23 protein-coding genes and 8 tRNA genes are annotated in these 25,921 nt (G+C 33.5%); 8 read left to right on the forward strand and 23 right to left on the reverse strand.

The features are described from left to right. Position 1 precedes the first annotated feature (1 nt). From CIGNP109_RS00360 to CIGNP109_RS00425, 14 genes are all read right to left on the reverse strand, one after another. On the reverse strand, positions 2-538 hold the full coding sequence (locus CIGNP109_RS00360; RefSeq protein WP_086251366.1) for a shikimate kinase: 537 nt from the start codon (positions 536-538) through the stop codon (positions 2-4). Further along, complete coding sequence (der, locus tag CIGNP109_RS00365; protein WP_086227774.1) at positions 522-1,907, reverse strand: ribosome biogenesis GTPase Der; 1,386 nt, start codon at positions 1,905-1,907, stop codon at positions 522-524. The genes CIGNP109_RS00360 and der overlap by 17 nt, the downstream gene beginning before the upstream one ends. A 471-nt stretch (positions 1,908-2,378) precedes the next feature. After that, positions 2,379-2,455, reverse strand: a tRNA-Asp gene (locus CIGNP109_RS00370). A 19-nt stretch (positions 2,456-2,474) separates the two neighbouring features. Beyond that, positions 2,475-2,550: transfer RNA gene (locus CIGNP109_RS00375), tRNA-Val, on the reverse strand. Between the two features lie 6 nt (positions 2,551-2,556). After that, positions 2,557-2,633, reverse strand: a tRNA-Glu gene (locus tag CIGNP109_RS00380). A 10-nt stretch (positions 2,634-2,643) separates the two neighbouring features. After that, a tRNA-Lys gene (locus CIGNP109_RS00385) sits at positions 2,644-2,719 on the reverse strand. A 5-nt stretch (positions 2,720-2,724) separates the two neighbouring features. Next, positions 2,725-2,801: transfer RNA gene (locus tag CIGNP109_RS00390), tRNA-Asp, on the reverse strand. A gap of 19 nt (positions 2,802-2,820) precedes the next feature. Then, positions 2,821-2,896: transfer RNA gene (locus tag CIGNP109_RS00395), tRNA-Val, on the reverse strand. A 4-nt stretch (positions 2,897-2,900) separates the two neighbouring features. Then, positions 2,901-2,976, reverse strand: a tRNA-Lys gene (locus CIGNP109_RS00400). Positions 2,977-3,125: 149 nt separating this feature from the next. Next, entirely contained in the window at positions 3,126-3,467 is a 342-nt protein-coding gene (locus tag CIGNP109_RS00405) for a helix-hairpin-helix domain-containing protein (RefSeq protein WP_179187519.1), read from the reverse strand. A 280-nt stretch (positions 3,468-3,747) separates the two neighbouring features. Next, a complete protein-coding gene (argH, locus tag CIGNP109_RS00410; RefSeq protein WP_086227775.1) occupies positions 3,748-5,139 on the reverse strand; it encodes an argininosuccinate lyase in 1,392 nt (463 codons plus the stop codon). Between the two features lie 65 nt (positions 5,140-5,204). Continuing rightward, on the reverse strand, positions 5,205-6,779 hold the full coding sequence (gene pckA, locus CIGNP109_RS00415) for a phosphoenolpyruvate carboxykinase (ATP) (protein ID WP_086228100.1): 1,575 nt from the start codon (positions 6,777-6,779) through the stop codon (positions 5,205-5,207). Between the two features lie 150 nt (positions 6,780-6,929). Beyond that, entirely contained in the window at positions 6,930-8,729 is a 1,800-nt protein-coding gene (locus CIGNP109_RS00420) for a biotin/lipoyl-containing protein (RefSeq protein ID WP_086227776.1), read from the reverse strand. A gap of 13 nt (positions 8,730-8,742) precedes the next feature. Next, entirely contained in the window at positions 8,743-10,116 is a 1,374-nt protein-coding gene (locus CIGNP109_RS00425) for a sodium-dependent transporter (protein WP_086227777.1), read from the reverse strand. 175 nt (positions 10,117-10,291) lie between these two features. Between CIGNP109_RS00425 and CIGNP109_RS00430 the strand changes: the two genes are divergently transcribed. Both CIGNP109_RS00430 and CIGNP109_RS08825 read left to right on the forward strand, forming a co-directional pair. Next, on the forward strand, positions 10,292-10,588 hold the full coding sequence (locus CIGNP109_RS00430; protein ID WP_086227778.1) for a TFIIB-type zinc ribbon-containing protein: 297 nt from the start codon (positions 10,292-10,294) through the stop codon (positions 10,586-10,588). Between the two features lie 156 nt (positions 10,589-10,744). Then, positions 10,745-10,987, forward strand: coding sequence for a glycosyltransferase (locus CIGNP109_RS08825; RefSeq protein ID WP_442861886.1), 243 nt, complete (start codon positions 10,745-10,747; stop codon positions 10,985-10,987). Positions 10,988-11,246: 259 nt separating this feature from the next. On the opposite strand, the gene CIGNP109_RS00440 is transcribed toward CIGNP109_RS08825, so the two are convergent. The 3 genes from CIGNP109_RS00440 to CIGNP109_RS00450 form a co-directional block, all read right to left on the reverse strand. Then, on the reverse strand, positions 11,247-12,083 hold the full coding sequence (locus CIGNP109_RS00440; protein WP_086227779.1) for an agmatine deiminase family protein: 837 nt from the start codon (positions 12,081-12,083) through the stop codon (positions 11,247-11,249). After that, a complete protein-coding gene (locus CIGNP109_RS00445; RefSeq protein WP_086227780.1) occupies positions 12,080-13,204 on the reverse strand; it encodes a BspA family leucine-rich repeat surface protein in 1,125 nt (374 codons plus the stop codon). Before CIGNP109_RS00445 ends, CIGNP109_RS00440 begins: the two co-directional genes overlap by 4 nt. A gap of 137 nt (positions 13,205-13,341) precedes the next feature. Next, the gene (locus tag CIGNP109_RS00450; protein WP_086227781.1) at positions 13,342-14,079 is read right to left on the reverse strand and encodes a hypothetical protein; all 738 of its coding nucleotides are present in this window, start codon (positions 14,077-14,079) and stop codon (positions 13,342-13,344) included. Between the two features lie 237 nt (positions 14,080-14,316). Here CIGNP109_RS00450 and CIGNP109_RS00455 point away from each other — a divergent pair, with 237 nt between their 5' ends. The 6 genes from CIGNP109_RS00455 to hemH all read left to right on the forward strand — a co-directional run bounded on the left by CIGNP109_RS00455 (position 14,317) and on the right by hemH (position 20,212). Next, positions 14,317-14,679 (forward strand): GtrA family protein, encoded by a 363-nt coding sequence (locus CIGNP109_RS00455; protein WP_086227782.1) that lies wholly within the window; start codon positions 14,317-14,319, stop codon positions 14,677-14,679. Positions 14,680-14,717: 38 nt separating this feature from the next. Beyond that, on the forward strand, positions 14,718-16,529 hold the full coding sequence (ciaB, locus tag CIGNP109_RS00460) for an invasion protein CiaB (protein WP_086227783.1): 1,812 nt from the start codon (positions 14,718-14,720) through the stop codon (positions 16,527-16,529). A gap of 98 nt (positions 16,530-16,627) precedes the next feature. Next, positions 16,628-16,930, forward strand: coding sequence for a F0F1 ATP synthase subunit C (locus CIGNP109_RS00465; RefSeq protein WP_086224097.1), 303 nt, complete (start codon positions 16,628-16,630; stop codon positions 16,928-16,930). A gap of 40 nt (positions 16,931-16,970) precedes the next feature. Then, positions 16,971-17,055, forward strand: a tRNA-Leu gene (locus tag CIGNP109_RS00470). 154 nt (positions 17,056-17,209) lie between these two features. After that, on the forward strand, positions 17,210-19,222 hold the full coding sequence (locus tag CIGNP109_RS00475) for a hypothetical protein (RefSeq protein ID WP_086227784.1): 2,013 nt from the start codon (positions 17,210-17,212) through the stop codon (positions 19,220-19,222). A 54-nt stretch (positions 19,223-19,276) separates the two neighbouring features. Beyond that, positions 19,277-20,212 (forward strand): ferrochelatase, encoded by a 936-nt coding sequence (gene hemH, locus CIGNP109_RS00480; protein ID WP_086227785.1) that lies wholly within the window; start codon positions 19,277-19,279, stop codon positions 20,210-20,212. Between the two features lie 2 nt (positions 20,213-20,214). Here the strand turns inward: hemH and CIGNP109_RS00485 are convergent, their stop codons facing one another. From CIGNP109_RS00485 to CIGNP109_RS00510, 6 genes are all read right to left on the reverse strand, one after another. Then, positions 20,215-21,303: a CinA family protein gene (locus CIGNP109_RS00485; RefSeq protein WP_086227786.1), complete on the reverse strand. Its 1,089-nt coding sequence runs from the start codon at positions 21,301-21,303 to the stop codon at positions 20,215-20,217. 10 nt (positions 21,304-21,313) lie between these two features. Next, the gene (locus tag CIGNP109_RS00490; protein ID WP_086227787.1) at positions 21,314-21,907 is read right to left on the reverse strand and encodes a hypothetical protein; all 594 of its coding nucleotides are present in this window, start codon (positions 21,905-21,907) and stop codon (positions 21,314-21,316) included. A gap of 85 nt (positions 21,908-21,992) precedes the next feature. After that, positions 21,993-23,087 carry a methyl-accepting chemotaxis protein gene (locus tag CIGNP109_RS08740; protein ID WP_086227788.1) on the reverse strand — a complete coding sequence of 365 codons (1,095 nt, stop codon included), beginning with the start codon at positions 23,085-23,087 and terminating at the stop codon, positions 21,993-21,995. Positions 23,088-23,299: 212 nt separating this feature from the next. Further along, positions 23,300-23,530 (reverse strand): YdcH family protein, encoded by a 231-nt coding sequence (locus CIGNP109_RS00500; RefSeq protein ID WP_086224103.1) that lies wholly within the window; start codon positions 23,528-23,530, stop codon positions 23,300-23,302. 62 nt (positions 23,531-23,592) lie between these two features. After that, the gene (gene argJ, locus CIGNP109_RS00505) at positions 23,593-24,780 is read right to left on the reverse strand and encodes a bifunctional glutamate N-acetyltransferase/amino-acid acetyltransferase ArgJ (protein ID WP_086227789.1); all 1,188 of its coding nucleotides are present in this window, start codon (positions 24,778-24,780) and stop codon (positions 23,593-23,595) included. Next, the gene (locus CIGNP109_RS00510; RefSeq protein WP_086226492.1) at positions 24,773-25,903 is read right to left on the reverse strand and encodes a potassium channel family protein; all 1,131 of its coding nucleotides are present in this window, start codon (positions 25,901-25,903) and stop codon (positions 24,773-24,775) included. Before CIGNP109_RS00510 ends, argJ begins: the two co-directional genes overlap by 8 nt. Positions 25,904-25,921: the final 18 nt, after the last annotated feature.

The following is a 25,921-nucleotide window of genomic DNA, read 5'->3' on the forward strand; positions in this document are numbered from 1 at the left end:
TTTATCCTTTTAGATGTTTGCGATTTAGTAGTTTAACGATTTTAGCAGCTACTTGCTGTGGAGTTTTATCCTCTACATTTATGATAAGATCAGCTTTTTTAGCATATGCTTCATCGCGCTCTTTATGCAAGGCTTTGGCTCTATTTAAGTCGCTTAGAAGTGGTCTTTTGGCTAGTTTTTTATCTGCATTTGGAGCATTTAAAATACGCTCCATTATCTTATCAAAACTTGATTTTAGGTAGATTACCGTGCCTATTTTATTTAAATTTTTAACCTTATAAAATCCACCACCAGTAGAAATTACTACTCCATTTACCGATTTTTCTAGAAATTTAGCTAAATTTTTCTCTATCTTTCTAAACTCAGCCTCACCATCTTCTTCAAAAATTTTTTTAATTTTTTTATTAGCAAAGCTCTCTATTAAATCATCTCCATCAATAGCAAAAACTCCCATTTTGCGTGCTAAAACTCTAGCTACGCTACCTTTGCCAACACCCATAAATCCTATTAATATTATATTTTTATATGTCTGTCTCACTTTTACCCTTATTTTTTGGTATTAGAACTACTGGAGTCCCATTTAGATTAAATCTCTCTCTAAGCTTATTTAACAAGTATCGCTTATAACTAAAGTGTAAAGATCTTGGTTTATTCATTACCAATGCAATTTTAGGAGGCGCAAACCCAAATTGAGCCGCATAAAAAATCTTGACAATCTTACCATGATCTCTAGGAATCGGGTGAGTTCGCACAGCCTCTTCTATTAATGCGTTTAGTTCAGAGGTTTTAATCCTTTGTGTGTAGTTTTGATATATCTCTTGGATTAAAGGGTAGAGCTTGTGGATTCTTTTGCCACCAAGGGCTGAAACGCTTATAATTGGAGCGTAGGCTAGGAATTTAAATCTATCTCTAATCTCAAAGGCTACCTTATCAAACTCATCATGATCCTTATCCCATTTATTTAGTACAATGATTACGCCAAGCTCAAATTTGCCAACTAATCCAGCTATTCTCTCATCAAGCTCAGTAAATGGCTCACTAGCATCTAAAACTAATAGCGCTATATCTGCTACTTCTAAAATCTTTTGAGTGCGATTTAGAGCGTATTTTTCTATACCTTCTATCTTGCCACGCTTTCTAACGCCAGCAGTATCGACAAACTCAAAAACTCTATCATTATACACAAAGCTCTCATTTACTGGATCAATTGTTGTGCCAGCAATACTACTAACTACTGAGCGATCATCTTTGACAAGTGCGTTTAATAGGCTTGATTTGCCTACATTTACACGACCTACGATACCGACTTTGATGTTTTTATTTTCATAATCTATGGCTTTATTATCAAGGTCTAGTTCACCTTGTTCATTAAAATCTTCTAAAAACTCATCAAAATCATCAGTATCGGATTTTAAATTTGCTTGTGGTAGCTGCTTGTAAATCCACTCGCACAGCTCATCAACTCCACTAGCGTGGCTTACAGAGATATTAAATACTACACTAGCACCAAATTCATTAAATTCCCAACTACGCTCTTCATCTTTTTTGCTATCTACTTTATTTATTACTAGCGCTATTGGCTTATTTAGCTTTAATAAACTATAAAATAATTTTTTATCTGCATCATCTGGTAGCATCTTTCCATCTACCATAAATATTATTATATCAGCACATTTTGCAGCATTTAGAGTATTGTTTTTGACATTGATAAAAAGCTCATTACTATCATCTATTCCACCGCTATCTATGAGTATACAGCTTTTATCATCGATTTGAATTTGAGTTTTATTTGTATCTCTGGTAGTGCCGCTAACATCGCTAGTTATGGCAATTCTTTGCTTTGCTAGACGATTAAAAAGCGAGCTTTTGCCGACATTTGGACGGCCTACTAGTATCACTTCCTTCATGAGTTTCCTTGAAAATTATTGGGATAGATTATATCTAAAAGCGTATTAAGCATTTATAAAATTGGAATTTGAGAATGCAATTTTTAGACATTTATGCAGAAAATTAAAATGATTTTTATAAATTTCATATAATAGATTTTAAAATATTGTACATTATAACAAATTTAGTTGTTAAAAATAGGCTTTATATAAGTATTATTAGCAACTGTAATAAGTATGGCAATTTATATTAATTTACTTTTTAAATCAACAGTAATTGCAAATTTAATACTATAAAATACTAATTAAATAAATAGAGCTTAAATTTTGTAAATTAATATTTATTAAAGATCACTATAATTGTTAAATCAATAATATTTTTGTAGTAATGATTAATTTGATAGGTTAGAGTAAAAAGATTATCATTTAAAATTTATATAACAAATAACTTATTAAAATAACCAAGACATTTTAAATTTTGAATGAAAAAGATGGCGCGGCGGACGGGGCTCGAACCCGCGACCTCCGGCGTGACAGGCCGATATTCTAACCAGCTGAACTACCGCCGCACCTAAATTTAAGAATAAATGGTGGTCGCTATAAGACTCGAACTTATGACATCCACCTTGTAAGGGTGGCGCTCTACCAACTGAGCTAAGCGACCTTGCAATGGCGACCCTTGCAAGATTTGAACTGGCGTTTTTGCACAGAGAATGCAATGTCCTGGGCCGACTAGACGAAAGGGTCTAATAAAAAGTGGTGTCCTGTGTTGGATTCGAACCAACGGCCACCTCCTTAAAAGGGAGATGCTCTACCGGCTGAGCTAACAAGACACGAATGGCGCGGCGGACGGGGCTCGAACCCGCGACCTCCGGCGTGACAGGCCGATATTCTAACCAGCTGAACTACCGCCGCACCTAAATTTAAGAATAAATGGTGGTCGCTATAAGACTCGAACTTATGACATCCACCTTGTAAGGGTGGCGCTCTACCAACTGAGCTAAGCGACCAAAGTGGTGTCCTGTGTTGGATTCGAACCAACGGCCACCTCCTTAAAAGGGAGATGCTCTACCGGCTGAGCTAACAAGACACTTAAAAAATGAAGTTGAATTATACAAAAAATATTTCTATTTGTCAAGGCATAAAAGCAAATTTTAGCTAAAATTTGTTAATTTTTTTATTTTAGCTAAAATTTGGATACAAAAGTAGTCAAAATCACTACAACTATGTTAAATTTAACTATTTTTTTGTTAAATTATTATCTTTGTTGACTTTGTTGTTGTCTTTTTTAGTTGGTTTTTTATTTTCTTTGTTTAGACTTTTTAGATTTGTTGTATCAGTTGCACCACTTGTAATTAGATCTATTTTGATATTTTCGTAAATTTTATCACCTATTCCAGAGACATTTTTAATCTCATCAATACTATTAAATTTGCTTTTTTGTCTGTATGATATAATTGCTTCGGCCTTGCTTTCGCCAATACCTGGAAGCTCCATTAGCTCATTTTTACTAGCTGTATTAATATTTATGGCTGCCCACATCATACTTGCACTAATTGCAATTATAGCTAACGCTTTCATTAACTCTCCTTAAAGTAAAATAACTTTATTATATCAAATTTTTAGTATTTTTGTGAAAAAATTAATTAAAATTATATAAAATTTAACTAATTTTTTACCATATTTATTTTTTTTTGGTTTAAGTTTATATTTTAAATTATTAAATTTTTAATAAAAAGCTTTAGTTGAAATTATAATTTAACGTCATAATATTGCAAATTAAAAGATTATTATACTACGCCCATGATGATAAAATTTGATAAAAAGATATTTTGTAGCAAAATAGGGCGTAGCAAAGTTGTTATAATTCTTGTGATTTTATAAATTTATCAATTAGCTCAAGCTGGATATCTACACTATAATCACTTGTTCCTCCAAGGCTTTTTCTAGCCTCTTTAGAACTTTCTAGCGTTAAAAGTTCTAAAACATCGGTACTAATATTAGGCTCTACACTTTGTAACTCATTTAGACTTAACTCGCTTAAATCTTTGCCAAGACTTTCAGCTAAGGCAACACATTTACCAGTTATAAAGTGTGCTTGACGGAATGGAATAAACTTTTTCTTGACCAAATAATCAGCTAAATCAGTAGCGCTTAGGTGTCCAATTTTAGTTGCTTTTAACATATTTTCTTTATTAAATTTAATTTCTTCTATCATCGCATTTAGTATAATTAGTGAGTTCTTGGCATTTTTTACGCTATCAAATACACACTCTTTATCCTCTTGCATATCTTTATTATAAGCTAGTGGTAGAGATTTCATAGTAGTTAGTAAAGATATTAAATTACCATAAATTCTACCAGTCTTACCTCTAATTAACTCAGCCACATCTGGGTTTTTTTTCTGTGGCATTATGCTTGATCCAGTGCTAAATTTATCGCTAATTGTAATATATCCAAACTCACTGCTACTCCATAAGATTAATTCTTCGCACAATCTAGAGGTGTGAGTAAATACTACGCTAAGATTAAATAATAACTCTAATGCAAAATCTCTATCACTTACACTATCCATCGCATTTGGCGTAATACCATTAAAGCCTAATTCATTAGCAACCATCTCACGGTCAATTGGGTGTGGTGTTCCAGCCATTGCACATGATCCAAGTGGGCTTAGATTGTTACGTTTGTGGCTACTAATAAGCCTATCATAATCCCTACTAAACATAAACGCATAGGCTAGTAAATGATATGCTAGACTAACGGGTTGAGCGTGTTGGAGATGCGTAAAGCCTGGCATTAGGGTAGATTTGTGTTCTTTAGCGATACTATTTATAGTTTTAATAAGATTTAAAAGTAGTTTAGCTAGATCTAAATTTGCTTCTAAAACAAAGAGTCTAAAATCAAGAGCTACTTGATCGTTTCTACTTCTTGCAGTATGTAATTTACCGCCAAATTCAGCTCCAATAATTTGGCTAAGTCTTTTTTCAACTGCCATATGTATATCTTCATCGGCTATGTTGAATTTAAATTCTCCATTTTCTATCTCAGATTTTACTTGATCTAATCCTTCTAAGATTTTATTTACAGCCTCATCTTCAATGATTTTGCATTTACCTAGCATCTTTGCGTGAGCTTTTGAACCAGCAATATCTTGAGCATATAGCTCTTTATCAAATTCAATCGATGCGTTAAAAGCTTCTAATAGCTCACTACTAGCCTCGCTAAATCTACCTTGCCACATTTTTTGCATGAAAAGAATCCTTAATAAAATAATAAAAATAGTAGAAGAATCCGCCCAAAATAGGGCGGAGTAGGTTAGTTTATAGGGCCAGCCTTAGCAAATTGTACGCCTTCAGCTACATCCTCATAACGTTTAAAGTTACTAATAAACATATTAGCTAGATTATCCCTTGCAGCGATATATTCATTTTTATCAGCCCATGTGTTGATAGGATTTAGCAGATTAGTTTCAACGCCATCAAGTGATTTTGGTATAGCTAGATTAAATTTTTCAAAGTTTTCAAATTCGCATTTTTGTATGCTGCCATCCAAAATAGCGTTGATACAAGCGCGGGTAGCTTTGATACTCATTCTTTTGCCTACGCCATACGCACCACCGCTCCAGCCGGTATTTACTAGATAGACATTTACTTGATGTTTGTCTATTTTTTCGCCCAATAGTCTTGCATAAACGGTTGGATGAAGAGGCATAAATGGTTCTCCAAAGCATGCTGAAAATGTTGCTTGAGGTTCAGTAATTCCACGCTCGGTGCCAGCAACTTTTGCTGTGTAACCACTTAAGAAATAATACATTGCTTGTTCTTTTGTAAGTTTTGATACTGGAGGAAGTATGCCAAATGCATCAGCTGTAAGGAATATAATATTTCTTGGGTGTCCAGCTTTTAGGCTTGGTTCGTGATTTGGAATGTGTTCTATTGGATAGCTTACACGAGTATTTTCTGTTTTTGAGTCATCACTATAATCTACTATACCATTTTCATCTATACATACATTTTCTAATAGTGCATTGCGTTTGATAGCGGCGTAAATTTCAGGTTCGCTTTTAGGATCTAGGTTGATACATTTTGCATAGCATCCACCTTCAAAGTTAAATACCCCTTCATCATCCCAGCCATGCTCATCATCACCGATTAGGGCTCTATTTGGGTCAGTTGATAGAGTTGTTTTACCTGTTCCGCTTAATCCAAAAAATAGAGCAGTATCGCCATCTTTGCCGACATTTGCCGAGCAGTGCATGGAGAGTTTGTTTTCTAGTGGTAGCCAGTAGTTCATCATAGAAAATATTCCTTTTTTCATCTCGCCACCATACCATGTACCGCCGATAACTGCGATATTATCTTCTATATTAAATATTACGAATACTTCTGAGTTTAATCCATCTTTTTTATACTCATCATTTACGCATTTGCAAGCGTTATATACCACAAAATCAGGAGTGAAATTAGCAAGTTCAGACTCGCTTGGGCGGATAAACATATTTTTGACAAAGTGCGCCTGCCACGCAACTTCAGTTACAAATCTTACGCTTTTGCGACTTGCTAGGCTAGAGCCACAATATGCATCTTGGATATAGATATTTTTACCACTTAGTTGGGATTTTGCTTTAGCAAGGAGTTTATCAAATGTCTCTTTTGTCATAGGTTGATTAACTTTACCCCATGCTAGATATTTATTACTTGGATCTTGATTTACAAAATACTTATCTTTAGGACTGCGACCTGTGAAAATTCCAGTATCCACACTAAAGGTTCCATTATCCGTGACATAACCTTCATTGTTTGCTTTCTCATGAGCAAAAAGCTCATCATAGCTTAGATTATGATAAATCTCTTTGATATCACTTAAGCCTAGCTTATCTAAATCCTTTATCATATTTTTACCTTTTTATAGAATTAAATTTGATGTTCAATTTTAGTATTTTTTAGCTTAATCTTTGGTTTGATTTTGTAAAAGATTTGTAAATTTTAATAATAAATTTTATAATTTAGTAAAAGTCGCCAAATTTTGGCGACTTTTGGATTATTTTAGCTTGACTAATAGCTGGCCATCTTCTACGGTTTGGCCTTGTGAAATTAGAATTTCCTCAACCTCTCCATCGCATCCAGCCTCAATTGGAATTTCCATTTTCATTGCTTCTAAAATTACAACTGTTTGACCTGCTTTTACGCTATCGCCAATATTTACTAGGATTTTAAATACTCCAGCTGACATTGTAGCTGTAATTTCATTTGATGCTCCAGTAGAGCTTACTGCTTTTGGCTCATCTTTTGGTTGATTAGATTCTTTAGCAGGAGTAATAGATTTTAAAGTAAAATTATCAAATCCATCTGCAACTTCAACATTATAATTATGGCCATTTACTGTAACACTAAATTGATTTGAACCAGATTTTGTAGCTGGTTTTATAATATCGCTATTTTTGCGTACCATTACTTTGCCTTCGCCTTTTAGATATGCGATACCTTTTTCTTTACAAGCTGCTGCAATAAAGATATTTTCTTCTGTTGCTTCAATACCTTCTTTTTCTAATATAGCTTTAGTATAGGCGATTGATTTTGTCTCATCTTGGTCTGCAATATCTATAGCTGGTGCAGTAGTAGGCTCTAAATTTAGCTGTTTAGCAGCAAGTTCTACAATATCAGCACTTGGAGTTACAGGAGTTTTGCCAAAGTAGCCTAAAACCATTTTACCATAGCCTTCAGCTATCTTTTTCCATGGGCCAAACATTACATTATTAAATGCTTGTTGGAAGTAGAATTGACTAACAGGGGTTACACTTGTTCCATATCCACCTTTTTCTACTACTTCTCTCATAGCTTTGATAACGGCTGGGAATTTATCTAAGATATTATTATCTCTCATCATTTGTGTATTAGCTGTTAATGCACCACCTGGCATTGGTGAAAATGGAATTAATGGGCTTACTTGAGTAGCTTCAGGTGGCATAAAATAGTCTTTTAAGCAATCGTGCAATACATCTTCATATTTTAAAATTTTATCAACTTCTAATCCACCTAGATCATAATCTTTACCTTTTACAGCGTGAAGCATTGTAAGAATATCTGGCTGACTAGTTCCACCACTTACTGGACTAGCAGCTAGATCTATACCGTCTGCACCAGCCTCAAGAGCCGCTAAATAACAAGCTATGCTAACACCAGCTGTTTCGTGAGTATGTAGTCTTAGATGCACATTATCACCTAGTAAGCGTCTTGCCATTTTGATTGTTTGATAGACTTTTTCTGGGCTACTTGTACCGCTTGCATCTTTAAAACAAACGCTATCAAATTCAATTCCACTATCTAGAATTTCTCTTAAACATTTTTCATAAAATTCAGCATCGTGAGCGCCAACGCAGTTTGGAGGTAAATCCATCATAGTTACTACTACTTCATGTTTTAATCCGTGATGTTTGATTCTTTGGGCGCTATATTCTAAATTTTTAACATCATTTAGGGCATCAAAGTTGCGAATTGTTGTAGTTCCATGTTTTGCAAATAACTTTGCGTGCATATCTATTAATTCTCTACTACCAGTATCTAAAGTTACAGTATTTACGCCACGAGATAGAGTTTGTAAGTTTGCATCTTTACCAGCAGCTTCTCTGAATTTATCCATCATTGTAAATGCATCTTCGTTTAAGTAGAAGTATAAGCTTTGAAATCTTGCCCCACCGCCAAATTCAAAGTGATTAATTCCAGCTTCTTTAGCTGCACTTACAGCAGGTAAAAAATCATTCATTAATACTCTTGCACCAAATACAGACTGGAAACCATCTCTAAAAGTGGTATCCATTATATCTATAAATTTCTTTGCCATATTTTTCCTTTTATTAAATTTTACTTATAATTTTATAAGCCCCAGTAGACAAAATTGCGAGCGGGGCAACATAGCGGAGTGTAAAATACCAAATTTCAAACCATCTCCTAGACATAAAACTTGAAAATATAGTGAATAATCCTTCCTTTTTAATAATATATCCAGCAAAAATGCTAAATGTCAAAGCACCAAGTGGCATTAAGATATTTGAAGTTAGCAAGTCTAATATATCAAAAAACGCTATTGGCTTTTCATTGCTTATAGCTAATGCTGGAATGCTAAAATAGCTACTTGTAACCTCATAGTGTGATAAAATACAAAATATACCTAAAATATATACAAATATTCCAATTATAAATATAGCTTTATTTCTACTTAATTTAAATTTATTTATCAAATATAAAGTAAAAGGTTCTATCATTGAAACAGCTGAGGTAATCCCCGCAAAAAGCAGTGAAGTAAAAAATGCAATTGCAAGAATATTTCCAGCTGCTCCCATTTGAGCAAATAAAGATGTAAGTGATACAAATATAAGCCCAGGCCCATCACTAACGGGTTGATTATCAATTATAGGTATAAATGAGAATACCACAAGTCCCATCATAATGCCTATTAATACATTGATAAAGACAATTGATAGTGTAGATTTAACCAAATTTGTATCATCTGATAAACTAGCAGCATAAGTAGCTACATTCCCAACACCCATTGACATAGAGAAAAATGCCAAGCCTAGGGCTTGTAATATTAGCTCAGCATTTAAAAGTTTGCTAAAATCAGGGATAAATATAAAGCTTAAAGCTTGAGTAAAGTTACCACTAGCCAAAATGGCATATACTAAAAGCCCTATAAGCAAGATAAAAAGCGATGGCATCATCCATATATTTAGTCTTTCAATTCCACTTTTAATCCCTTTAGAAACTACATAAAACACAGTTAAAAAGACTATACTAAAACAGATAAATACACTTGAAAAATCCCCTTCAACAAGACCGCCAAACATAGCTCCAGCTTCTTGTGCCGTGCTTGGCAGGGTGCCAAATGATAGGAATATATATTTTAAAATCCAACCAATAACAATCATATAAAATGAGGCTATTAAAATTGCTGTAAGCATAAAAAATCCAGCAAATCCCCAAGCGCGTTTATTTTTTGGTGCTAGATTTTTGAGTGAATTTACAATGTCAGTTCCGCCAAGCCTACCAATTGCAAGCTCTGCTAAAAAGACCACTACAGCTACTCCAAGAGTAAGTATAATATATAATAAGATAAAGGCTGAACCGCCGTTATTGCCGACCATTGTAGGAAATTTCCATGCATTGCCTAGACCTACAGCACATCCAGCCATTGCTAGAATAAATCCAATTTTTGAAAATTTTTCTACCATATTCCACCTAAATACAAAATACGCTAAGTTTATCAAATTTTTTCTTTTTCTATACTTTTATTTTATAATTTTTTTTAATAACTTAGATTTTTTTTAGTTTGTGTAACTTTTTGAAATTTAGTATTAATTTTTTTTGGTTAGAATTTTGTCAAATTTAATTAAAAAGAGGTGCAATATGAGATGTCCAGTGTGTAAAGATGTAGATTTGGTAATGAGTGAAAGAAGCGGAGTTGAGATAGATTACTGTCCAAGTTGTCGTGGTGTTTGGCTAGATCGTGGAGAGTTAGATAAGATTATAGAAAGATCAGCATCAAATTCAAGACAAAATGAGTATTTTGGTAGCAAAAGAGAGTATGAACCACGCAAAGATGATAGAAGATATGATGATAAGAGATATTATGACGATGGCTATCACAATGGATATCGCAAAAAGAAAAGAGAGAGCTTTTTATCAGAGCTTTTTGATTTTTAAATTTAGATTAAATGAGAATTTGAAATTTAGGAGAAAATAGTGAAAAATAATTGCTTGGGGGGGGGTATTACTAGATCTATCTTTTGTAGTGCCTTGCTACAATGAGAGTTTAAATTTAGATGATTTTTACTTCAAATTTTAAATCAAATTGCTATTATTAATAAGCAAAATTCCAAACAAATTAGTTGCGAATTTATATTTATCAATGATGGTAGCACCGATAATACTTTAAAAATTTTAAGAAATTTAGCTTTAAAAGATAATAGAATTAAAATTTTAAATTTTTCAAGAAATTTTGGCAAAGAGGCTGCTATTTTAGCTGGACTTCAAAATAGCAGTGCTAAGGCTACTATTTTGATCCTTTTTGCCGATACATTTTTTGCGTTTAATATAGTGTAGAATTAGAGCATAAAAGATGAGTTAGCATCAATCTAGCTATAATTCAACCAAGCTTAACTAGCAAGCATCACTAGCTATTGCCACCATAATTAAAAAAGTTTAAGAATTTCTTAGAGAATTCTAAGTAGTATGTGGAAGTTTCATTGTATTATCCTTTCTGCCGATACATTTTTTGCATTTAAAATATTTTGGTATTCGGCGTTATAGCACAAATGAAACGAAATTTTGTTAATTCCACTACTTACCAATTTTTAACTAGCTATCCTTTATGTATATTCCACGCTATACAGTGCAAAGCACCACCCAAACTAGCTATTTTTTGGCAGTTTATGCTAGATATTCTCATTCCAGCAAAAGCCCTAGTTATAAATTCCTTTGCTATTTCATCATTAGCATTATCAAAGCTGGGCATAATAATATTTGCCCCCACTTGTAAGAAGTTTATATACGCCCAGTCGTATTCATAGCAAGGCTTAGCAAAGCTCATCTGCTCCACGCTAAATCCATGGAATTCTAGAATTAGCTTTATATCTTGCGCTTCGCTAGGGTAGCTATCAGCGTGACTAGACATTAGAATTTTATTCTCTGCGCAGTATTTGACAAAACCATCACTATGTCCGTAAATATCGCCATTTTTATCGCTAGGATGCGCTCTCCAAGGCAAGAAAATCAGCTTTTTGCCAAGCTCTTTTTCTAAGCGCACCACAAAGTCCTTATCATTTTTGCTTACATGATTTTCGCTAAAAATCTTATCACAAATCAGCGCATACTCACCAGCAAGCACGATATTTCCACCATCAAAGACTATATCGCTAGGGCGGAATTCTAGATTTATACTCTTAGCGATTTTGGCTTGGTCGCTGATATACTGCTCTTTGCCCAGCAGATAATCAGGACTATATTTGTAGCCCCAAAAGCTATCTTTGCTCAGCTGAACTGGCATGAAATCACGCACCCAAATATCTCTCGTGCCATCTAAAAAATCCCACGCAATGCCAAGCTTGCCAAAAAGCCCAGTTAGCTCATCGCAAAAGGGCTTAAAATCACTTCGCAAGAGCTTTGAGATATACACAAAGTTTGTATCAAAATCTCTCATCTTAGAGCCTTTGGCAAATGCTCTTTTCTTATAGGACAACCCCTAAAAGCATCTAGCTTATATATCAAGCTATCAAGCTCCCAGTTAGATAAATCCCTATCAAAGCTTCTAGCGTTAAAAAACAACATAGTAATGTTTTCTACATTTCTTACATTCCAAGCGCCAATATCAGCATTAAAACTATGCGCTCCATTGAACAAAAACAGCATATTTTTTACATTGCTTGTATCCCAGCGTGAAATATCAGCATTAAACTCCTTGCAGTTAAAAAACATTCCGCACATGTCAGTTACCTTGCTAGTATCCCAGTCCTCAATACCGCTAAAATCCTTACGCTCCCCACCCCAAAAAAGCTCTCTCATACTAGTAACCAAGCTAGTATCAATCTCCCAAAGATAAAGTGGTGGCAAAGCCTTGCCAAAGCTATCTTTTCTGTGCATGCTAACTAGATTTACTAGCTCTTTTTGATTTGCTGGTTTGTAGTAATTCTCTATTTTTGGTCTATGCTTTTCTTTTATAGCGTAATTTTCAAGCATATTTTCTATGCTAGCACTTTTGCTTATATGCCAAGAGCTAATATCGCCATTAAAGCTACTAGCACCTTTAAACATACCCATAAAGTCATTTACGCTACTTATATCCCAGCTACCAAGTGGCTGATTAAAGCTTGTAGCAAAACTAAACATAAGACTCATATCAGCGACTTTGCTTGTATCCCACGCATCTAAGAGCTGATTAAAGCTCTTACAGCCACTAAACATGCCGCTAGCATTTCTAAGGCTACTAGTGTCCCAAGAATTAAGGCTTTGATTAAAGCTCTTACAGCCAGCAAACATTCCGCTCATATCGGTTGCTTTGCTCACATCCCAGCATCCTATGTCCTCGTTAAAGCTCTCGCAAAGCACAAACATAGAGCTCATATTTACTACCTTGCTAGTATCCCAGCTAGAAATACCAGTAAAATCTTTGCGCTCTGAGCCCTCAAAAAGATAGCTCATATCGGTAATATTGCTAGTATCAATGTTGCCAAGAGCTATGCTAAGGTCATTTACAAGAGCTTTTAGCTTAGCCTTTGAGGCTGGGGCAAAAGTAGAGTGTGAAGTGTGTGTTGTGGTATGCATTTGTTGCTCCTAAATTTTTTAGGAGATTATAACAGCGCAAAAATGTAGTAAAACTAAAAAATTTCTTAGGAATTTCTTAGGGGAAAATTCTAGAATTCTTAAAGGGAATTCCAGAATTCTAAAGCAAGCTATTTAGATTATTTTACCATGTAGCGGTAACAACTGTCAAAATATTTTTTAAAATATTTAAAAAAATCTTCCTTATTGCTTATATTTTCGTATCTATAAGACAATATATCCTTTACTTTTTTCTCTACTAACTCCGAAAAAAGCTCGGTGTCATTTATGATAGCTTCTATTTTAGTATCAGTATCGTATGAGCTTAAAAGATTTTTTCTTTTATGTTTTTCGAATTCTATACTGTCTCTTTCCAATTCACACTTTACAAGTTTTGGGAATTCTACTACTCCACTAAAAGCACAAAAATTTCTAAAAAGCTCGTAAAATACATTACTAGGTCTATCTTTTAAGTCAGTGCCATTTACACCTTTATTGCTAGAATCTTTATTTTCTATTAAGCTGATGCCACGCAATAAAATTCCACCAAAAAAACTATTATTATCAGGAATTTTTGCCTTACCGTCTTTAAAGCTTGAATTACTACCAAAACTGATATCTACACCACTATCGTGAAAAAACCAATCGCCTGCCTTACAACTTCGTGGATAAGTAATAATATCCTCGTGTCCATCACAATAAAGGTAGAATTCTATATCCGTAATATAGTATTCTCTTGTGCCTTTTACTATTTTTGTTTTTGTTAGTAGAATTTTGGCAATTTCATCAAATTTTTTTTCTATTTCTTCATGGCTCTTACCACTTAATTCACCAACACTCTCTAATGCTGTTAAAAGCTCTGTATAAACTCCACTCATTTTCTCCCCTTTTTAAGTTTTTGTAATTATAGCCAAATTTTGTAATTATAGCCAAAAGGCGATAAATCAATAGATTATCGCTCAAAAAATAGCTGATAAAAGCGATATTGTAATACCTAAAAAATTAATTTATAAATCGAAAAAATTTATAGATTTTGGCAATTTGCAAGAGGATTCAAACCACTGGATAAATCAAGCAGTAGCCAATCATCATAATATACAAAGTATATCTATAAAATGAGAGATATTATCATTTATGGTTTAGTTGGAGTGGTAAATACTTTTGTTGGACTTGGGAACGTCCTTGTCTTAACATATTTTGGTTTTGTTGCTGAGATGGCAAATTTTTTGGGTTATGTGATTGGGGTTTGCTTATCATACATTTTAAATAGCAAATTTACTTTCAAAACCAAAAATTCGCCACTTAAAGCGATTAAATTTGCCATATCTATTAGATTTGCGTATTGTTTAAATTTGCTATTTTTATATATGAGTTATAGGGTATATGGTATAGATGTCTATCTAGCTCAATGTCTAGCTGGTGCGATATATACTATTAGCGGATTTATACTTTGTAGATATTTTGTTTTTTTAAAATAGATATAATTTGCTTTTTTAAATACAATATAAGGTCAAATATGAGTTACAAAAGATTAAATGAGATATCAAAATCCTTTAAAAATGAGTTAAATCAATTGTATAAAGATATGGATAATCCTATAATTTTACAAGGATTAAAGATAGCAAATTTAGCAAATAATAGCCAAACTAAAATAGCTATAACAGATAGAATAGTCTCGCTTAGAACCACAAGTGTAGAAAATGAGTTAAAGAGATTGGGCTTAGATAAAGGCCAAATTAGAGAAGTTAATGCGAATTTATATGATTTTGTCAGCAAATTTTATATAGATAGATTTTCTAAAATGCTTAATCTTGTGAGCCAAGAAGGGCTTTTGAGCGAATTTGAAATGGAGCTTTTATGGAGTGTGCATAGAGTTGGGATCGTGATTACAAATATGCATAAAGTCTGGCAACGCCATATAATTGATGGGATAAATGATGAGTTTGAAACTAAATTTGATAATATCGCTCAAGCTATGAAATTTATCAATGATAATGGATTGTATCAGCTTAGTGATGGTCTAAAATGCGATAGAGTTTATGGCGCTGTAATAAAAGATATAGATGGATACAAAATGACCCCTTATATCCTAGCATTTCCTAGTGAGTGCGCAGCGGTGGTGAGTGAATTGCAAAACTCTATAAATTCGCTAAAATCTCTAACCAAAAGCGATCAAGATATGGCATATATAGAGTATTTTAAGGCTTTGAAACTTGCTTTTAGTGAGTGCGAAAATGATAGAGTAATATCAAAATGGCAAGATGCTGAGAGAGCCTGGATGAAAACCCGCTCGGCTATACAGATCGGCCATCCTTTGGAGTATTATGAAGATGCTTATACTCACGCTGTGGCCTTAGAGTGGGATGTGAGATTGAGCGATCAAAGCGGGATTGATGAGGGTGAATTGAAAAATCAGATAAAGGATAGCTTTGATCAAATTTACTCTCAAATAGAGCCTAAAAACTCAAATATGGCTAGTTTAGTCCATTCTAATATAGATAAAACTCAGCTTTATATCAGTATTCCTATGCTCTATTATGGGGCGGAATTTAATGGGCTTTTTTCGGCTCAAGTGGTTCCAAATGATGAGATAGTAAGTGGCGAGTGTGGTAAGAAGATTTTTGCTTTTGTGGATTTTGTCTATCAAAGCTCTAAGGCTAAGCCTTTTATGAAGTTAGCAAGTGAGATTTTTGATAAAGAATTTTTAGATTATGGTCGTGAAATTTTGTTTAATAATGAGAAAATTTGGAAGCAAGTTTATGAAATTTCCACAATTGGGCATGAGTTTGGGCATATATTATTTATGGATAGTGATAGCGAAAATTTGATGAATATTGGCGGGGAATTTAAATTTATAGAAGAGTATAAGGCTACAACTGGTGGGATAGTTAATTTCTTTTTACATGAAAAAAATGAGCTAATTTTGCCTGTTTTTGCTGAGCTTATTAAGCGAAGTGTAGGGTTAATAGCGTGGCAAAAGGTGGTTGAGACTAGGGCGTATTATTGTGAGGGTTTGATACATTTGACGCTGCTATTTAGGGCTGGGGTGCTTGGGTTTGATAAAAAGAGATTAAGATTAAGCTTTAATAAGCAAAGTTATGAAAAATTCAAAAGCTTAACTTTGGAAAATTATATCGATCTAGCTAGTTACTATACCAAAAAGATCAATGCTAGTGAATTTTTAGCTAAATTCGCATATTTTGATGGAAAAATTTACCTGCCAAATGATGCTGAAGTAGCGAATTTTGTGAAATATTATTATAATAGATATGAGATGATCGGCAATGAAATTGATGAGAGTGGCGAGTGGCAAAAGTGGCAAAATTAATGAAAAATTAAAAGAAAATTATGTATAATTTTGCGTTTTGAATTCTAAGTAGGGAATTTATCCGAACTAATTCAAACAATATTTTTTAAGGAACTATTATGAAAAAGATTCTTTTTCTTCTTGTGGCTTTAACAGGCTTAGCATTTGGTGCTGATGGCGAACAGATTAAAGCATTTTCAGTTGTAGCTGCTGGTATCGGTCTTGGTGTGGCTGCTCTTGGTGGTGCTATCGGTATGGGTCATACTGCTGCTGCTACTATCTTAGGTACAGCTAGAAACCCAGGTCTTGGCGGCAAACTACTTACTACAATGTTTATCGCTCTTGCGATGATCGAAGCACAAGTTATTTACGCACTTGTTATCGCTCTTATCGCACTTTATGCTAACCCATTTTTAGGTTAATTTTTAGCCCCGTTTTGGGGCTTTTTAAATTCTCACTTTTGCGATCATGGTGGAATGGTAGACACGCTATCTTGAGGGGGTAGTGCCGCTACGGTGTGCGAGTTCAAGTCTCGCTGATCGCACCATTTTTATTAAGTTTAGATAAATCTTAAAAAATTTTTAAATAATATTTATAAATAACGCTACTTAAATTCTCATAATTATTGAAAAGCTTAAAAATTAATTATTATAAGCTAAATTTAGTATTTTATGGATATAATTTTGGATTTTAGGATGGTTATGAGAGCTCTATTTTTACTTATATTTTTGGTAGTTTCTTTGGTGGCAGATTGCGATATATCTAGTGTTGTGAGTTTAGAGCGTGATGGGATAAGCCTTAGAGATAAGAGCATTGTAAATCAAAATATACAAGAGCACTATAAAATCAAAACTAGCAAAATCGAATCAAATAAGCAAGTTGTAATATCGATAACGGCGCAATTTGATACCTTAGTTAGCGTGAGTTTCACTAGTGCTACAATGGCGAAATTTGATTATAAAATCTCAAATTCTATCCAAAATAGCCATCTTATTTGTAATAATACTTATCAAAATGATGGCCATAAATCTCAAGATATTATATTAAAAAGTGGAGAAAATCTCTTAATAACCTTTGGTGTGGCTGATATGGGGCTAAGTGATTATTATTTTGAGTCTGAAATAGTACTAAATATGCTAAGCCCAAGTCAAAACTCAAAGAGTTATGAGAGTTTCGGTGAAATTTATACACAGATTATCGGGCGAGAATTTGAAGTGGAATTTCAGACTACTAGCGTTATTAGTGATTTTGAAATTTGGCTTAATAACAGATATAAAATTTATCAATCTAGCACTTTTAGCGGTGGTAAAATCCCACTTATGATTCCAAATTTACCAACGATAGATTATAAAAATTTATATCTCATAGCCAAATTCAAAGACCAAAAAGCCAACTCAAAGCAGATTCAATCATCTAAATTTAACGCCCGAGTGGCTAAATTTAAGCTAGAAAATATCCCACAAAATCCAAAAGGGGGAGTGAAATATAGAGATTTTAAGCTTATAGCCTTGGACTATAATGGTAATGTAGTAACTGGGTATAATGGCCATTATAGCGGTGATTTTATAGGCCATACCTTGGAAAATTGCGTGGCAAATCTCTCATCTGAGACTATCGAGTTTAGAGATGGAGTAGGGGTGATTAGCACGGATAAAGATGGATTTGTCTATCCTGATATTGGTGTGGCTAGGATTGAGTTTATAGATAGGCAAAATAGCGATAAAATTCATCAAGGTTGCTTGATAAATAGCTTTACCAATGTTCCAAATGAGCTTGGTTTAATAGGTTGCGATGCTGGAATTTCTAAGGATATCGCATATTTTGACTATGATAAAATCGTTCATACAAATACTATTTTTGGCTCCAAATTTGGATTATTTGGGGTTATGGATGAGAATTTAAGCCTTAGTCAATATAGTGATTTTATGGGTGTTAGTGCGAATTTGGAATTTCAGGTTCGCCTAAGCGATAATAGTGTAGCTAAGCTTTTTAGCGCTGGATGTTATGGCGATGATGTGAGTTTTGGTAATTCTAGTAGGCTATCTTTACACGCTTTAAGTGAGCCAAATGATGATCACATATATAAAAGTAGTGAAAATAGCTATATAGTTAGCAAAAATAGCTTTAAAAATGGTATTGCTAAAGCTTGGTTGAAGGTATCTTTGCCACGAGAAAAACCGCAAAATCCATACAAAATTATATCAAGCGATATTGATTTGAATTTAACTCAAAAGCCAAATTTATCGCAAGATTATAGCTATTTATACTATGCTAAGGCTTATGGGGATAAGCTTAGTCAAGCGGTGAATTATCCATATATTGCTAAGATATATTTCGCTATTTTTTGTGATAATGAGTGTCAAAATATAGCTAAAAATAGTAGTGAGTATAGTCCAGTTTTAGATGAAAATATGAGCGGGGTATCTGAGTTAAGGGATTATTTTGTCTTTAAAAATTTTAATATTTCAAAAGATATTGTGAAATTTAATTCTACTTTAAATTCTAGCGATGTGATTGATGGCGTGATGGAAATTGAGATTAATAGCGAGCAAAAGAGCGAATTTGAGATTAATAATACTCATTTTTATGGGAGTGATTTTGTTTGGGTGAGATTGTTTAAGGATAGCTCTTGGGTAGGCGTGGGGGATTTTGGCGAGGTGATGGGGATACAAAATGGTCAAAATATCCGCTATAATCATACTATTGAGTGGTAGAAAATATTAAGTTTTTTTAAATACAATTAGTCAAATTTAGCCAAGAGGTAAAAAATGAAAAGAGTCGTTATACTGCTAAATATGGGCGGAGTCGATAATCTAAGTCAAGTTAGGGTATTTTTAACTAATATGTTTAATGATCCATATATTTTAGGAATTAAAAATAGATATTTAAGAGCTTTTGTAGCGTGGATTATAACAATGATGAGATTAAAGCCAGCCACTCAAAACTATATTCAACTAGGAGGCAAGTCCGCTTTAGGCGATATAACACGCTCTTTGGTAGCTAAACTAAATACCAAATTTGGCTTTGATAATCTAATCTTTGATTATGCTATGAACTATACACCGCCATTTGCGTCTGATACTCTTGCAAAATATAAAGACGCTGATGAAATAATACTTTTTCCACTATATCCTCATCATTCAGTTACTACAATTACATCAAGCTTAGATTCTGCTAAAAAGGCTATAGATGAGCTCGAAATTGGCGCTAAAATAAGTATTATAGATTATTTTTATAATAATGATAAATTTAATGATATTATTATTGCTGATATTATTAAAAGCCTTGGAGATACTAATGCTAGGCAGATTGATTTGATATTTTCAGCTCACTCTCTTCCGCAAAAAGTAATTGATAAAGGCGATTTATATGAGCGTCATCTAAAAGATCATTTAGAGATTTTAAAATCCAAATTAAGTATTGCTAAATTAGAGTTTAATAGCATAAGTTTAGCCTATCAATCTCGTCTTGGGCCAGTAAAGTGGCTAGGACCAAATTTAAGCGAAGTACTTCCAAATTTACCAAGTAAAAAAGCATTAATATATCCAATTAGCTTTTGTATTGATAATTCCGAGACAGATTTTGAATTAGCAGTAGAATATAAGCATATTGCTAATGAGAGTAAATTTGAGTTTTATAAGGTTGTAAAGGCTCCAAATGATAGCGATGAATTTGCTCAATTCATCGCCAAAAGCGTCATTTAGCACTATTTGCAAAGTTCAGGATATTGGCGAAGTAGTAAAGTAAAGGCGTGTAGAACGCTTTGTGTTCTTATATAGTTGCGATCGCCACTTAAAAGCAGTCTTAGTGAGGCTACATTATTTGCAGATGCAACTGCTATAAATACTGTACCTACTGGCTTTTGCGTGCTTCCGCCATCTGGGCCAGCTATTCCGCTAATAGCTATAGCATAATCAGCCACTCCTAATCCTAGCGCTCCGCTAGCCATAGCCTCAGCACACTGTGCGCTAACAGCGCCAAAACTATCTAAAATATCTTTATCAACACCTATCCAGCTATTTTTAATCTCATTAGAGTATGTTACTAGCGAACCACTAAAGGCTACGCTCACGCCTGGTATATTGCCAAGTGCTGCAGCACACATTCCTGCGGTACAAGATTCTGCAAAGGTTATCTTTTTATCATTTTGAATGAGCTTTTTAGCTGTAAATTTGATAATATCATCAGCTGGAATTATTTTACCAATAAATAAATTAGCAACGCTATCAATGAAGCTATCGATATGTCCATATCTACTAGTGCTAACTTTGACCTTGGTTAGGCCATCAATTATTGTAGTTAGAGTAATATTTACATTATAGCTAGCAGTGAGTGGCTCAAGTAAAATTTGTGCGCTCTCTTTGTCAATATCGATAATATGAAAGATTTTAGATTGTTGGTCATCTTGAGTTAAAATCTCAGGTAGCTCTTTGATTGGTTCGGCTTTGATTAAATTTATTTGAGAGTTATTTAGGGATATTAAAAAACTATTTTTACTAAATTTAATCACTTGAGATGGCATAAGTGTTTCAAATTTAAGCTCAATCGTATCAGTTGTAAGTGTAGCTAAAATCTTACTAAGCGTATTAAATCCATTTTCATTAGCACAAATAGTAATATTATCATACTCTTTGGTAAAATTTTCTATATAAAATGGTAGTTCCTTATCATTGTTTTGAATGTAATAAACTGAAGCAAGAGCACCAAATTTTTCTTTATAAGATGTAAAAAAATAGTCTAAAAATGGGCGATTTATCTGCAAATCCTCGCCCAGGATTATGATTAAATTTTTCATATTTAAGCCTTTAGTAATTAAGTGTAAATTTAGTATAAAAACTATTTGTACTTTGAGTATTATAAAATGACAAATCTAGATATAAATTCTTATAAATTTTAGTATTTATATAGTAGTTTGTATTATACTGCTTGGTCTCATCTTGATAAAGCATAGCTCCGATTTTTGTGTTTTTAAGCAGCTTAGCACTAAGGTTTGTAGAGTGCATATAGGCTGTTGGAATATCAAGCGAGTCATCATAGGTGGTATTTAGGGAGTTTGTTAGTTTAAAAATATCTAAATTTAAATCATGTGATGCAGTATAAATACCATAAAAGTTATAATTTTTTGTATGAGTATTTACAGCTTGAAATATATTTATACTAAAATCCCTAGTTGTCCAGTGGTCAAATTTAATCGCTTCTATATTGATTAAATCAATACTATTTAAAATCTGGGTATTACCATGAAGCTCTTTATAATGTGATGTTAGTAGCTTACAAGTTTGAATATCAAATGAGCCTTTTGATAGCTTTGATGCTAGATTGACTGGAGTATTCTTCTGTGCAGCCTCAAAACCATTTAGCATCAAGCAAAGCAAAGAAACTAAAATAATTAGCCTCAAATTTGATCCTTAATTTTTGTAATTTTACCAAGTTTTAAATTTGATTTTGATTAAAAGAGTAGAGTGAGAGCCAAAGCTCTCAGGTTTATTGCATCGATTTTGCTTTAGCAAGCACCATCGAATCAAATATTTCAAACAATCTAACAGAATATTCTTCAGAAGTTTTAAATTCTTTAATGATTACTGGAGAGTTGTTTAAGAAATCTTTACTTGCAAGGTCGATTGCAGAATTGACATATTTATGCACCATACTATGCGGTTCAAGAATTTGATTAAACTCAGCAGTATCACCAAATATAGCTTTACCACTATCTTCACACCATTTACCAAGACGGCACATTGTATGGTCTGGCATCTGTTCGAAGTTTTTAGTGTAAATTTGATTATAGCCATTTGTTTTAAATAGCATATGATCGATCTTAACAAGGCTTGTAAAGATATCATAAGAGATAAGTTTTGCGTTATGTTCTATATCTTTAGTATTGTTTACTAATAGATCAAATTTAGCGATAAAGCCTTCAATATGTTTATTTGATTCAATTGAGATAGTCTCAACTTCTTCACTTTGAGCAAACATATCGCTAGCATTTTGTTTTAATAGATTGATATTCATCTCTACTTCTGCAGTTGCTTTTTGAGTTCTTTCAGCTAGTTTCCTAACCTCATCAGCAACAACGGCAAATCCTCTACCATGCTCACCAGCACGAGCCGCCTCAATAGCGGCATTTAGCGCTAGAAGGTTTGTTTGATCTGAGATATCTTTGATTAGATTTATTACATTAGTAATCTCATCAACGCTTTTGTGTAGGTTTTCAGCTGCTGTGCGAGTTTTGTTGCTTGAGCTTGTGATCTCATTTAGAGAATCTATCAATTTGTTGCTAGAATGGCTTAATTCGGCAATGTTATTTAGATTGAAATCAATTTTATCTATAGATGCACGAGATAGCTCCAGATTTTTCTCTATACCTGATTGGATATTTCTTGAATTTGTTTTTACGCCTTCAATCATATTTTGAGCTATTTCGGTTATTATTTCGCACTGTTTTAGATTGGTTTGAGAAGCCATAAGCTTTTGTAACTCAGCTCGAAGCTTGCTATTTTCAGCATTTTTTGCTTCTAGCTCTTTTTTTAGAGCGACGATTTGTTCTTCATATTGAGCGATTTTTTTTGAACCAAACATATTTTTCCTTTTAATTTTTTAACTCTTTAAACCTGTTAAAGCCACAAGCTATTTAATTATAGAGCTATTAGGGTTATAGTGTATTGTATAACAAAAACGTTTAAATTTCGATAAAATATAAAAAAGAATTATTATTATAATAAATTGATAAAGTATATTTTTTATTAATGATTGTCAATCGAAGTAAATTTGGGCAAAAAGCCCAAATTTACTTAGCTATTTGCTTTAGATTTTTTATATTCCATTAAGATATGGTAAGCTTCATCTTTTAGTCTTAATTTCTCTTTTTTAAGAGTTTCTAACTCAAATTGATCCATATGTTCACGACCTTCTTCTGCATCTAGAATTCTTTGGTCTAGTTCATTGTGTTTGTTAAATACAGCATCAAAATGTGCATTTTTGCCTTTTAATTCTGTGATTAAATCTCTATATTCGTGTAGCATTTATACTCCTTTTAAATTTAAAATCTCGACATTATACAAAAAAGATACTTAAACCAAGCCAATTATGATCTATAATCGGCATTGATTTTAACATAAGTATGCCCTAGATCGCATCCATATGCAGTAAATTTACCATTTGCAATACCTAAATCACAAATGATACGATAACTATCCTTTTTCATTACTGTGTGCGCTTTTTGCTCTCTTGCTTCATCTAGCTCAGGGTGATCTTTATCATATACTAGTACATCATCATAGTATATAGCTAATTTAGTGCTATCGCATTCTATGCCGCTAGCGCCGATTGTGGAGGCTATCCTACCCCAGTTTGGATCCTCTCCAAAAATAGCTGTTTTGACTAAAAGCGAATTTGAGAGTGCCTTAGCTGCTTTGCTAGCTTCATCATCGCTAGCAGCACCTTTTACTTCAAAGGCGACAACTTTGGTGCTTCCTTCACCATCTTTGACTAAATTTAGAGCCATTTCTAATGTGATTTTATCTAAGGCAAATTTAAACGCTTCTTTATCATATACGCCACTTTTGCCTGAACTAAGTAGCATTAGTGTATCATTAGTACTAGTATCTCCATCTACGCTTACAGCATCAAAGCTATATTTTGTCGTCTCTTTTAGCAGTTCATCCATATCGCTTTGCGGTATAGCTGCATCAGTAAGAATAAAGCAAAGCATAGTGGCAAATGCTGGATTTATCATGCCTGCACCTTTGCAAATGGCTGCAATATTAAAGCTTTTGCTATTTTCAAGCTCAACTCTAAAAGCTATCTCTTTTTTAAAGCTATCAGTAGTCATAATTGCCCTTGCTACTAAATCACTGCTTTTTTGATTAAGATCAAATTTATCAAATCCAGATCTGATTTTTTCTTGATTTAATCTATATCCAATCACTCCAGTAGAGCTCATAATTGGATTTATTAGCGGGGTTTTTTGATTTAAAATCTTAAAAAGTTCATCAATATCATCTACGCCGCTTTGCCCTGTCATTGCATTGGCATTTTTTGAATTTAGTAGTAAGAAATTTGATTTAAATCCTTTTTCATAACGTTTAAAATGGACAATAGGTGCAGCTTGAAATTTATTTGATGTAAATTTAGCTGAAAGCATAAATGGCTTATCGGCTCTGATAAATCCAAGGTCGTTATCACCATTTGGTTTAAGCCCAGTGCTAACGCCACCAAAGAAAAATCCATCTACATTTTCAAGGCCGTTTTTAAGACTGATTAGGTTAAACATATTTTAGCTCCTCTGGTTTGTATTTGCTAAAAATTAGCCGTTTTGTTGCTCTGATGCTCTCAGCAGTTCCAATTACTAATAGCTTTGAGCTAGTGCCAATTAAAGTATCGCCATTTGGCATTGGATTGAACTTACCATTTTGGTCTGTGATACCGACGATATCAGCATTTGTAAGTTTTCTTAAATGAGTCTCTTTTATTCTTTTAAATCTCATCCATGAAGCCTCTGGGACTCTAATCTCCTCCATATCTATAGGAGAATCTTTTTTGTATAAAAATTGCTCTAGGATGTTTTCCATATCAGGTCGTACGCTCATAGCTGAGATTCTTTGAGCGACTAGCTTTGATGGGCTTACTACTGAGTCTGCGCCTAGTTTTATTAGCTTTTGGGTGTCATTATCATTATCTGAGTTAGTCATAATAAAATATGGTTTAATCCTACCAAGCTCTTTTTCGTATAATCTAACTGTAGCAATAAGGGCGATATTATCGGCTATGTGCGGGCTTAGAGTGATTAGGCCTTTAGCGCTAGAGAGGTGTGATTTTAAGATAGCTGATTGGGTATGGGGTTCATCTATTATATAGTATGGATATTTATATGTTTCAGCTATTTGAGCTAAATCTTCTCTGCTATCAATAACTACAAATGGAATGTGATTTTCTCTAAATTGCCTTGAAAGCTCGATAGTATAGAGATTATGATAGCAGATTACGAAGTGATTTTTAAGTCTTGCGATCTTATATATCATGCTTCTTTCCTTTAAAATCCTAGTTAAGACACCTTTTTTAATAATCTCGATAACAAGACCCATAGAAAATGTAAACAAACAAAATCCTATAAGTATAAAAACGATGGTAAAAAGACGTCCAGTGGTAGTGATTTGTGAGACTTCGGTAAATCCAACAGTTGTAAATGTCATTCCGGCTTGATATATCGCATCTATTAGTGTAAAACCGCTAGTAATCATATATCCTAATGTACCAAATAACATCATTAGTACGACAAATATTAATGGAAGTCGGAAGGCTTTTAACTGTTGATAAAGTTCAGTATTTAGATCATATTCGGGTTTGGACTCATCGGTCCAGTGGAGGAACTTTTTAATCTTTTTAATCAAAGACATAAATTCCTCTTTTTAAAT

The organism is Campylobacter sp. P0109 (assembly GCF_002138755.1).
Taxonomy (GTDB): Bacteria; Campylobacterota; Campylobacteria; order Campylobacterales; family Campylobacteraceae; genus Campylobacter; species Campylobacter devanensis.